The 10,976-nt window shown below is 73.5% G+C and carries 10 protein-coding genes; 3 read left to right on the top strand and 7 right to left on the bottom strand.

Annotated features, from left to right (window positions below; all coding sequences use genetic code 11):
* Positions 1-42: 42 nt before the first annotated feature.
* Positions 43-1,563, bottom strand: a complete 1,521-nt coding sequence (locus ACFU0Y_RS14255; RefSeq protein ID WP_380215187.1) for a long-chain fatty acid--CoA ligase — start codon at positions 1,561-1,563, stop codon at positions 43-45.
* Positions 1,564-1,756: 193 nt separating this feature from the next.
* On the opposite strand from ACFU0Y_RS14255, the gene ACFU0Y_RS14250 reads away from it, so the two are divergent.
* Positions 1,757-2,194: an ankyrin repeat domain-containing protein gene (locus tag ACFU0Y_RS14250; protein ID WP_380215186.1), complete on the top strand. Its 438-nt coding sequence runs from the start codon at positions 1,757-1,759 to the stop codon at positions 2,192-2,194.
* Positions 2,195-2,228: 34 nt separating this feature from the next.
* Here the strand turns inward: ACFU0Y_RS14250 and ACFU0Y_RS14245 are convergent, their stop codons facing one another.
* Genes ACFU0Y_RS14245 through argC form a run of 6 tightly spaced genes read right to left on the bottom strand, consistent with a single transcriptional unit; the run spans position 2,229 to position 8,252 of the window.
* Entirely contained in the window at positions 2,229-2,723 is a 495-nt protein-coding gene (locus ACFU0Y_RS14245; protein WP_380215185.1) for an arginine repressor, read from the bottom strand.
* A complete protein-coding gene (argF, locus tag ACFU0Y_RS14240) occupies positions 2,720-3,700 on the bottom strand; it encodes an ornithine carbamoyltransferase (protein ID WP_380215184.1) in 981 nt (326 codons plus the stop codon). Before argF ends, ACFU0Y_RS14245 begins: the two co-directional genes overlap by 4 nt.
* Complete coding sequence (locus ACFU0Y_RS14235) at positions 3,697-5,019, bottom strand: acetylornithine transaminase (protein ID WP_380215183.1); 1,323 nt, start codon at positions 5,017-5,019, stop codon at positions 3,697-3,699. The genes argF and ACFU0Y_RS14235 overlap by 4 nt, the downstream gene beginning before the upstream one ends.
* Complete coding sequence (gene argB / locus ACFU0Y_RS14230) at positions 5,016-5,945, bottom strand: acetylglutamate kinase (RefSeq protein WP_380215182.1); 930 nt, start codon at positions 5,943-5,945, stop codon at positions 5,016-5,018. Before argB ends, ACFU0Y_RS14235 begins: the two co-directional genes overlap by 4 nt.
* Positions 5,946-5,991: 46 nt before the next feature.
* A complete protein-coding gene (argJ, locus tag ACFU0Y_RS14225) occupies positions 5,992-7,206 on the bottom strand; it encodes a bifunctional glutamate N-acetyltransferase/amino-acid acetyltransferase ArgJ (protein ID WP_380215181.1) in 1,215 nt (404 codons plus the stop codon).
* Entirely contained in the window at positions 7,203-8,252 is a 1,050-nt protein-coding gene (argC, locus tag ACFU0Y_RS14220) for an N-acetyl-gamma-glutamyl-phosphate reductase (RefSeq protein WP_380215180.1), read from the bottom strand. The genes argJ and argC overlap by 4 nt, the downstream gene beginning before the upstream one ends.
* A gap of 331 nt (positions 8,253-8,583) precedes the next feature.
* On the opposite strand from argC, the gene ACFU0Y_RS14215 reads away from it, so the two are divergent.
* Positions 8,584-9,552: a quinone oxidoreductase family protein gene (locus tag ACFU0Y_RS14215; protein ID WP_380215179.1), complete on the top strand. Its 969-nt coding sequence runs from the start codon at positions 8,584-8,586 to the stop codon at positions 9,550-9,552.
* On the top strand, positions 9,549-10,916 hold the full coding sequence (locus ACFU0Y_RS14210) for a M1 family metallopeptidase (protein WP_380215178.1): 1,368 nt from the start codon (positions 9,549-9,551) through the stop codon (positions 10,914-10,916). Before ACFU0Y_RS14215 ends, ACFU0Y_RS14210 begins: the two co-directional genes overlap by 4 nt.
* The last annotated feature ends 60 nt before the right edge of the window (positions 10,917-10,976 follow it).

Here is a 10,976-nt window from a genome sequence, read left to right as displayed (position 1 = left end):
CCGCTGTCCAGCGGCCGGCCCCCTCCGTGCGTCCGTGCGGGCTCAGCCGCGGCGCCCGGCGCCCTCGAGGTCGAGGGAGCGCTTGAGGATCTTGCCGGTCGGGCCCTTCGGCAGCTCGTCGACGACCTTGTAGAAGCGCGGGTGCTTGTACTTGGCCACACGCTCGCGGACGAAGGCGTCCAGCTCGTCCAGCTTCGCGTCCCGCTCCTCCTCGGCCACGTCCCGGAAGGCGACGACGGCGGCGACCTCCTCGCCCATCGCCTCGTCCGGGACCCCGACCACGGCGGCCTCGGCGATGCCGGGGAACTGGTAGATCACTTCCTCGACCTCCCGGGGGTAGACGTTGTAGCCGCCGCGCAGGACCATGTCCTTCTTGCGGTCGACGATGTAGTAGAAGCCGTCCTCGTCCACGCGGGCGAGGTCGCCGGTGGCGAACCAGCCGTCGCGGATCGCGGCCTCGGTGGCCTCGGGGTTGCGCCAGTAGCCGGCCATCACGTACTCCCCGGCCACGACGAGCTCGCCGATCTCGCCGGCGGGGACCTCCTCGCCGAGGTCGTCCACGACCCTCAGCTGCGCCCCGCGCACCACGGTGCCGATCGACCCCGGTCTGCGCCCGTGCGCCTTCTGGTTGAAGCACACCACCGGGGAGGTCTCGGACAGGCCGTAGCCCTCGTAGATCGGCGCCCCGAACACCTTCTCGAAGCGCTCCAGGACCTCGACCGGCAGCGGGGACCCGCCCGAGACCCCGGCCCGCAGGTGCGGCAGCTCCACCGGTCCCTCGCCGGCCGCGGCGAGCAGGGCCACGTACATGCTGGGCACCCCGGCGAAGACGGTGACCTCGTCCCGCGCCAGGATCTCGAGCGCCTTGGCCGGGTCGAAGCGCGGCAGCAGCGTGACGGCGGCCCCCGCCTGGACGACGCCGTTGAGCGCCACGGTCTGCCCGAACACGTGGAAGAACGGCAGTGCCCCGAACATGACGTCCCCGGGTGCCAGGTCGAACAGGCTCGCGGAGAGCTCCGCGTTGGACCGGAGGTTGTGGTGCGTCAGGACGGCGCCCTTGGGCCGGCCCGTGGTTCCGGAGGTGTAGAGCAGGACGGCGGGCTCGTCGTCGTCGCGGTCGGCGACGTCGGGCCGCGGCGGCACGTCCGCGAGGGCCTGCAGGGTCCCGGCGGCCGAGACCTCGACCACCCGGACGTCCCGGTCCAGTTCCGCGACGGCGGCGCGGGTGGCCTCGGCCATGGCCTCCCAGACCAGCACCAGGGACACCTCGGCGTTGTCGAAGTGGTACGCCAGCTCCCGAGGACTGAGCAAGGGGTTGAGGGGCACGACCACGCCGCCCGCGCGCAGGATCCCGTAGTAGGCGATCGGCATGTGCGGGACGTTGGGGAGGATCATCGCCACCCGGTCCCCCGGCCCGATCCCGGCGGCGGCGAGCATGGAGGCCACCCGCGCGGACAGGTCGTCGAGGGCCCCGTAGGTCAGGACCTTGTCGTCGAGGACCACGGCCCGGGACTGCGGGGCGGCCGCGGCCGTGGCGGTGAGCAGGGTGGCGAGATTCGTCATGGAAGGGACTCCGGATCCCCGGTGCACGGGCACCGGCGCGAGAAGGGGGCACGGGGTGAGCTGTGTCACACGAGCGTGCCAGGCAGTTACTGCAACGTCAAGACCCGGGTAATCTCCGGCGGTGCGTGTCGCGGGCCGACCCCCGATAAACTGGCCGGAAGGAGCACCATCCGACCGACGCGAAGGACCAGCCGTGACCGAGCACCCCCAGCAGCCCGACCAGGCCCAGGCGGCCCCCCAGCTGACCGAGGAGGAGATGGCCTACGTGCTGTCCCTGTTCGAGATGGCCAGGACCGGGGACACCGAGAACCTCCTGCCGGCCGTGCGCGCGGGCGTGCCCGCCGACCTCACCAACGGCAAGGGCGACACCCTGCTGATCCTCGCCGCCTACCACCAGCGCGAGGAGACCGTCGCGGCGCTGCTCGAGGCCGGGGCCGACCCGGACCGGGTCAACGACAACGGGCAGACCGCGCTGATGAGCGCGGTCTTCCGCGGCAACGAGACGATCGTGCGGACGCTGCTCGAGGCCGGGGCCTCGCAGACGGCCGGCGCCCACACCGCCCTCGACTTCGCCCGGGTCTTCGAGCGCACGGACCTCGTGCCCGTCCTCGAGGAGCACGCGGCCCGCTGAGGCCGCCGGACGTCCCCGCGCCGGGGGCCCGGGGTCACTCGGCCAGCTCGAGGAAGCGGCGGGCCACGGCGAGTCCGCCGTCGGCCTCCCGGCACACCACCATGATCGTGTCGTCCCCGGCGATGGTGCCGAGGACCGCCGGCAGCACCGAGGTGTCGATGGCGGACGCGAAGTACTGGGCGGCGCCCGGCGGGGTGCGCAGCACCACGAGGTTCGCGCTCGCCTCCGCGGTCACCAGCAGCTCGCGGCACAGGCTCGCCAGCCGCGCGTCGAGCACCTCCTGGGTGATCCCCGAGGCGGGCGAGCGGTCGGCACCGGCCTGCGGAACGGCGTAGACGAGGGCTCCCGAGCCGTCGCGCACCCGCACGGCCCCCAGCTCCACGAGGTCGCGGGAGAGCGTGGCCTGGGTGACCTGCACGCCGTCCTCGGCCAGCCGGGCGGCCAGCTCGGCCTGCGAGTGGATGGCCCCGCCGGTCACGAGCGCCACGATCCGGGCCTGCCGCGCCGTCTTGGTGGCGGGGATGCTCATGCCGGGACGGCGGGGGCGTCGGCGGCGTCGAGGTCGTAGCGCCCCGAGCGGGCCATCAGCCACACGAGGAGGGCCTTCTGGGCGTGCAGCCGGTTCTCCGCCTCGTCCCAGACCACGGACTGCGGCCCGTCGATGACCTCGGCCGTGACCTCGGAGCCGCGGAACGCGGGCAGGCAGTGCAGGAACAGCGCCCCGGGTGCGGCCCGGTCCATCGCCGCGGCGTCCACGGAGTACGGCCGGAAGACCTGCGCGCGGGCCTCGGTCTCCGCCTCCTGACCCATGGACACCCAGGTGTCGGTGCAGACCACGTCCGCCCCGGCGAGCGCCTCGGCCGGGTCGGTCGTCACGAGCACGGACCCGCGGGTCTGCCCGGCGCGCTCCTCGGCGGCCTGCACCACCGCCGGGTCCGGGAGGTGGCTCCCCGGACCGGCGACGCGCACGTGCATGCCGGCGGTGGCTCCGCCCAGCAGGTAGGAGTGGGCCATGTTGTTCGCCGCGTCCCCGAGGTACGCGAAGCGGAGTCCGGCGAGGCTCCCGCGGCGCTCGCGGACCGTGAGCAGGTCCGCGAGGATCTGGCACGGGTGGTAGGCGTCGGAGAGCCCGTTGACGACGGGCACGGTCGCGGCCGCGGCCATCTCCTCCAGACCGGACTGGGCGTAGGTGCGCCACACGATGGTGGAGACCATGCGGGAGAAGACGCGGGCGGTGTCCGCCACGCTCTCCTTGCCGAGCTGGGACTCCCCCGGGTCGATCATCAGCGGGTTGCCGCCGAGGTCGGCGATCCCGGCGGAGAAGGAGACCCGGGTGCGGGTCGACGTCTTGTCGAAGATCACGGCCACGGTCTGCGGTCCCGCGTAGGGCCGGTGGGCCCAGCGGTCGGCCTTGAGGCGGGCGGCGAGCTCGAGCACCTCGGCCTGCTCCTGCTGGGAGAGGTCGGTGTCGACGAGGAAGTGGCGGGGGGTCCTGGGCGGGTTCATGCTTCTTTCGGCGGGGTCTCGGGCGCCGCGGCGGGGGCCGTGACGGCAGTGGTGGCGGCGCGCAGGATCTCGGGGAGCGCGTCGAGGAAGGTGTGTGCCTGCTCCTCGGTGAGGATCAGGGGCGGGGCCAGGCGCAGGGTCCCGGGGCCGGTGGCGTTGACGATGAATCCGGCGTCCCGGGCGGCCTCGACCACGGCGGGGCCGAACGGGGCCGTGGCCCCGGCGGGGATCTCGAGGTCGGCGCCGATCAGCAGGCCGCGCTGGCGGACCTCGCCGACGCCCGGGACGGCGCGCAGCCCCTCCCCGAGCACGGCGCCCACGGCTCGGGCGTGCTCGAGCAGACCGTCCTCCTCGATCACGGTGACGGTCGCCAGGCCCGCGGCGGTGGCCGGCGGGTTGCCGCCGAAGGTGGTGCCGTGCTGGCCGGCGCCGAGCAGCGCGGAGACCTCCGCGCCGACGGTCAGCATCGCGCCGATCGGGAAGCCGCCGCCCAGTCCCTTGGCCAGGGTGATGGCGTCCGGGAGGTCGTCGCCGGTGAGCTCGGCGGAGGAGGCGAACCAGCGCCCGGTGCGTCCCATCCCGGTCTGCACCTCGTCCACGACGAGCAGCGCGCCGTGCCGGCGGGTCAGCTCCCGGGCCGCCCGGAGGTAGCCCTCGGGCAGCTCGCGCACACCGGCCTCGCCCTGGACGGGTTCCACGATCAGCGCCGCGACGGTCCCGTCGAGGTGCTCCTCGAGGGCCGCGACGGTCGCGGGGATGTGCCGCACCCCGCCGGGCAGGGGCTCGAAGGGCGCCCGGTAGGCCTCCTTGGCGGTCAGGGCGAGGGCTCCCATGGTGCGGCCGTGGAAGGCGGACTCGAGGGCGAGGACGGTGCCGCGGGGCCCGCCGTCCGGACCGGGGTGCTCGTGGCCGTGGCGACGGGCGAGCTTGAACGCGGCCTCGTTGGCCTCGGCTCCGGAGTTCGCGAAGAAGACGTGGGAGCCCGCGGGCGCGCCGGCCAGGGACAGCAGCTTCCCGGCGAGGGCGATCTGCTGGGGAGAGGTGAAGAAGTTGGAGACGTGGCCGAGGGTGGCGAGCTGGCGCGAGACGATCTCCACCCAGCGCGGGTGGGCGTGGCCGAGGGCGTTGACGGCGATGCCCGCGAGCAGGTCGAGGTAGTCCCGGCCGTCGGCGTCGGTGACCACGGCCCCCTTGCCGTGGGTGAGCACCAGCGACGGGCTGCCGAAGACGCCGAGCAGCGAGTCGGCGTACTCGCCGAGCAGGGCGGTCTGGGCGGAGTACCGGGAGGCTGTGTGCTGGGGGCTGTGCTGGACGGTCATGACGATGCTCCGTGGTCGGGGACGAGCTGGGTGCCGATGCCGGTGTCGGTGAAGATCTCGAGCAGGCAGGTGTGCGGGCTGCGCCCGTCGACGATGGACGCCCGGCGCGCCCCGCCCTCCACGGCCCGCAGGGCCGCCTCCATCTTGGGGATCATCCCGGCCTGCAGGTCCGGGAGCATCGCCCGCAGCTCCGAGGCGGAGAGGGACGCGATGAGCGAGTCCCTGTCCGGCCAGTTCGCGTAGAGGCCCTCGACGTCGGTGAGGGCCACGAACTTCTCGGCGCGCAGGGCCACGGCCACGGCGGCGGCGGCGGTGTCCGCGTTGACGTTGAGGATCTCCCCGGTGGGGCGGCCGTGCGCGTCGACCTCCGGGGCGACCGAGGAGATGACGGGGATCCGCCCGGCCTCGAGGAGCTGGGTGACGGGCTCGGGGTTGACGTCCACGACCTCCCCCACGTGGCCGAGGTCCACCTCCTCGCCGTCCACCACGGTGCCGCGGCGGACGGCGCGGAACAGCTCGGCGTCCTCCCCGGAGAGCCCGACGGCGTACGGGCCGGTCGCGTTGAGCAGGGACACGAGCTCGCGCTGGACCTGCCCGGTCAGCACCATCCGGATGGCGTCCACGGCCTCCTTGGAGGTGACGCGCAGCCCGCCGCGGAACTCCGACGCGATGCCCAGCCGCTCCAGCATGCGGTTGATCTGGGGGCCGCCGCCGTGCACCACGACCGGCCGGATCCCGACGTGGCGCAGGAACACCATGTCCTCGGCGAAGGCCTGCCGCAGCGGCTCGGACACCATGGCGTTGCCGCCGTACTTGAAGACCATCACGGACCCGGAGTACCGCTGGATCCAGGGCAGCGCCTCCATCAGGGTGCCCGCCTTCGCCTGGGCGGTCTCGTAGCGGGTGGGGTCACTGGGGTCGGTCATGGTTCTCCTGCGCCGTGGGTCGGTGCCGTGCGGGTGGACGGGGTGGTCAGCTGGAGTAGGCGCTGTTCTCCTCGACGTAGTCGTGGGTCAGGTCGTTGGTCCAGACGGTGGCGTCGGCGTCGCCGGCCTTGAGGTCGACCAGGACGGTGACCCGGCGGTCGGCGGCCAGGTCCACGCCCTCGCGCGGGTCCCCGATCATGCCGCTGCGGCACACCAGGACCCCGTTGATGGTGACGTCGAGCTGGTCGGGGTCGAACGCGGCGTCGGTGGTGCCGACCGCGGACAGCACGCGGCCCCAGTTCGGGTCGTTGCCGTAGATCGCGGCCTTGAAGAGGTTGGAGCGGGCCACGGCGCGGCTCACGTCCTCGGCCTGCCGCTCGGTGGCGGCGTTCACCGTGGTGATCTCGATGTCGTGGGACGCGCCCTCCGCGTCCGTGATGAGCTGCTGGGCCAGGGAGTGGCACACCGCGGTCACGGCCTGGCTGAACTCGAACTCGTCCGGGGTGATCCCCGAGGCGCCCGAGCCGAGCAGGACCACGGTGTCGTTGGTCGACATGCAGCCGTCGGAGTCGGTGCGGTTGAACGTCACCTTCACCGCGTCCTCGAGCGCCCACTGCAGGGCGTCGGAGGAGAGCTCGGCGTCGGTGGTGAGCACCACGAGCATCGTGGCCAGGCCGGGGGCGAGCATGCCCGCACCCTTGGCCATCCCGCCGACCGTCCACCCGTCGCGGACGTAGGCCGCCTGCTTGGAGACGGAGTCGGTGGTCATGATGGCCCGGGCCGCGGCGGTCCCGGCGTCGTCGTCGTCCGCGAGCGCCGCGACGGCCCCGGGCAGGCCCCGCTCCATGACGTCCATGGGGAGCTGGACGCCGATGAGCCCGGTGGAGCACACCACGACGTCGCCCGCCCCGACCCCCAGCGCCTCGCCGACGAGCTCGGCGGTCCGGTGGGAGGCCTGGAAGCCCTGCGGCCCGGTGCAGGCGTTGGCGCCCCCGGAGTTGAGGACCACGGCGGCGGCCGAGCCGTCCGCGGTCACCGCCCTGGACCACTGGATGGGCGCGGCGGTGATCCGGTTGGTGGTGTACACGGCGCCCACGTGGTGCTGGGGGCCGTCGTTGACGACGAGCGCGAGGTCGGCGCCGCCGGAGTCCTTGAAGCCCGCCTCGGTGCCGGCCGCGCGGAAGCCCTGGGCCGCCGTCACGCCGCGGGTGGTGTCGACCTGCAGGGTGCCGGCCGGCTGCTGGGAGGGGTACGTTCTCACGGTGCGACTCCTTGGAGGTTCAGGCCGGTGTCCTCCGGCAGACCGAGGGCGAGGTTCATGGACTGGACGGCACCGCCGGCGGTGCCCTTGACGAGGTTGTCGATGACGCAGGTGACGATCACGCGGCCCGCCCGGGCGTCGAGGGCGAGCTGGAGCTGGGCGTGGTTGGAGCCGGCCACCGACTTCGTCGAGGGCCACCGGCCCTCGGGCAGGACCGTGACGAACTGCTCGGACGCGTAGGCGGTCTCCCAGGCCTCCCTCAGCTGAGCGGCACCCACGCCCTCCGCGACGCGCGCGGTGGCGGTCGTGAGGATGCCCCGGGGCATGGGGGCCAGGGTCGGGGTGAAGGAGATCCGCACCGGACGCCCTGCGGCCTTCGAGAGGCCCTGCTCGATCTCGGGGGTGTGCCGGTGCGCGCCGCCCACCCCGTACGGGGACATCGAGCCCATGACCTCCGAGCCCAGCAGGTGCGCCTTGACGGCCTTGCCGGCCCCGGACGTGCCCGAGGCCGCGACGATCACGACGTCCTCGGGCTCGAGGAGGCCGGCCGCGAACCCGGGGCCCAGGGCGAGCAGGGCGCTGGTCGGGTAGCACCCCGGCACCGCGATGCGCGTGGCGCCGCGGAGCTGCTCGCGCTGGCGGGTGCCCCCGGCGTCCACCACGAGCTCGGGCAGCCCGTACGGCCAGGTCCCGGCGTGCGGCGAGCCGTAGAACTGGTCCCACTCCTCGGCGGAGTCGAGCCGGTGGTCGGCACCGGCGTCGACCACCACGGTCTCCGGCGGCAGCTGCGCGGCGATCGCGGCCGAGGCGCCGTGCGGCAGGGCGAGGAAGACGACGTCGTGGCCGGCCAGGTTCTCCACCGTGGTGTCCACGAGCACCCGGTCGGCGAGGGAGTGCAGGTGCGGCTGCAGCTCCCCCAGCCGCTGGCCCGCGTTGGAATGGGCCCCCACGGCCCCGATCTCGATCTGCGGGTGACCGGCGAGGATCCTCAGGACCTCGCCACCGGCGTAGCCGGATGCCCCCGAAACTGCTGCACTGAACGTCATGAGGCCCACTCTAGCTCAAAGTTATGCATGCTCTTCAATATTTATGCACGCTACGGGGGAGGAACCGTTCGGAGCGGGGGCGGGTGCGACGCGTCGGACCACGCCAGGATCCCCCCGTTCGGATCAGCCACGGCCGCTCTCGTGTCCCCCCGGAACGGCTCTGCCCCCGAATCTACGCTTCCCGTCTGCAAATCTCGATGATGACGCGGGTATGTCCGTGCCCCCTCTTGTGCACACGCTACCCGCCGGCGCCCCTCGCGGGGAGAGCCCGGCGGGGCTTCGCGCCTACCATGGCAGAGTTCCCGTCCGCGATGTCCAGGAGGTACCCGTCATGGTCCGTTGCGTCATGGTCGAGCGAGCCGGAGGCCCCGAGGTCCTGACCCTCGGCGAGCGCCCGGACCTCGAACCGGGCCCGCGCCAGCTGCTCGTCGAGACCCGCGCCGCGGGGGTGAACTTCATCGAGGTCTACCAGCGGGAGGGCGTCTATCCCGTGGAGCACCCCTTCACGCCGGGCTCGGAGGGCATGGGCGTGGTCACGGGCGTGGGCTCCGAGGTCGAGCACTTCGCCCTGGGCGACCGGATCACCACCTCGCAGGCCGCCCGCACCTACGCCGACGCCTTCCTCGTGGAGGCCGACAAGGCCCTGCGCGTGCCCACCGGCGTGGCCGACGAGGTCGCCGCGGCCCTGCCGCTGCAGGGCCTCACTGCGCACTACCTCGTCCGTTCGACGTATCCGGTCCAGGAGGGCGACATCGCCGTCGTCACCGCCGGCGCGGGCGGCGTGGGCGGCCTCGCCGTGCAGCTGCTGCGGTCGCTCGGGGCCACCGTGATCGCCCTGGTCGGCTCCCAGCAGAAGGCGGAGACCGCGCGCTCGCTGGGCGCCGACTTCGCCCTGGTGGGCTACGAGGGCTTCGCCGAGCACGTCCGGGAGCTCACCGGCGGCCGCGGTGCGGACGTCGTCTACGACTCGGTGGGCAAGGACACCTTCGACGAGTCGCTCCGGGCGCTGCGCCGCCGCGGGATGCTGGTGCTCTTCGGCGGCTCCTCCGGCCAGGTTCCCCCGCTCGACCCGCAGCGCCTGGCCCAGCACGGGTCCGTGTACCTCACCCGGCCCACGCTCAACGACTACCTGCTCGACGAGAAGGAGCGGAACTGGCGCGCGGGCGAGCTGTTCGACGCGGTGCTCGACGGGTCGCTGAGCATCCGCGTCGCCGAGACGTTCCCGCTCGCGCAGGCCCGGCAGGCGCACGAGCTGCTCCAGTCCCGCGCCGCCCAGGGCAAGCTGCTGCTGGTCCCGTGAGCACGGCACCGATGCACCGCTTCCTCGGCGCGGACGGCGCGCGGGACCCCTACACCCCGTTCGTCGGGTGCTGCGCGGCCACCGTGGAGCACTACGACCTGGACCTCGACTACGACGTCGAGGACAACGGCCTCGAGGCGCGCGCCACCCTGGCCTGCCGCGCGCTGCACGACACGGACCGGATCGAGCTCGACCTCACCGAGCTCGCCGTGACGGACGTCCGGTTCGGCACCGGCGGGATCGGCGGCCTGCTCGGCGGCCGCCGGGTCCGCGCGGACCACCGCGGCAGCCGGCTCGTGCTGAGCCTGCCGCGCGTCGTCGCCGCCGGGGAGGCGTTCACGCTCACCGTCTCCTACGAGGGCTACCCCGAGTCCCTGGACGGGCCGTGGGGCGAGATCGGCTGGGCGGAGCTCGACGACGGCGTGCTCGTGGCCGGCCAGCCCACCGGCTCGTCCACGTGGTTCCCGTGCGTGGACCACCCCTCGCACATGGCGACGTACCGGGTGGCCGTGCACGCCGACGCCGACTACGAGGTGGTGGTCCACGGCGAGCTGGAGTCGGTCGTGGAGCGGGACGGCGAGCGCCACTGGGTGTACACGTCCCGGGTGCCGCTGCCGCCGTACCTGGCGACCGTGCAGATCGGCCCGTACGAGCGGCGGGAGCTGACGGGCTCCCGCGTCCCCCAGTACCTCGTCTCCTCCAAGAAGCGGCGCAAGAAGGCGGAGAAGACCTTCGCGGAGCAGGGCCGGATGATCGAGGTGTTCAGCGACTGGTTCGGCCCCTATCCCTTCCCCAGCTACACCGTGGTGGTCGTCGACGAGTCGCTGGAGGACCCGTTCGAGTGCTACGCGTGCTCCGTGTTCGGCAAGAACCAGCTGGGCACCGAGTGGGAGGAGCAGCGGCTCGTGGCGCACGAGCTGGCCCACCAGTGGTTCGGCAACAGCCTGGTCCTGGCCTCGTGGCAGGACATCTGGCTCAACGAGGGCTTCGCGTCCTACGCGGAGTGGATCTGGTCCGAGGCCTCCGGCGACCGGCCGGCCCGCCGGCACGCGGAGAAGGCCCACCGGACGCTGTCCAAGATGCGCCAGGACCTCGTCATCGGGGACCCGGGACAGGTGCGGCTCTTCGACGACGTGGTCTACGTCCGGGGCGCCCTCACCGTCCACGCGATCCGGGAGACCGTGGGCGAGGACGCCTTCCGGGCTCTGCTGCGCGGCTGGGCCACCGCCAACCGGAACGCGTGGGTGAGCACGGAGGGCTTCCGGCAGCACCTGCGCGGCTTCGTGCCCCAGCACCGGTGGGCGGAGGTCGACGCGCTGCTGGACGCGTGGCTGCTCCGGCCGGAGCTGCCGGCCCTGCCCTGACCCGGGCCGGCCGGTGCCCCGACGGGAACGGGCCCGCACCGGACGCGGTGCGTCCGGTGC

It is taken from the genome of Kocuria sp. NPDC057446 (assembly GCF_042802875.1).
Lineage (GTDB): Bacteria > Actinomycetota > Actinomycetes > Actinomycetales > Micrococcaceae > Kocuria.
Note: the sequence above shows the minus strand (reverse complement) of the source record. Positions and strands in the feature narration are given on the sequence as shown.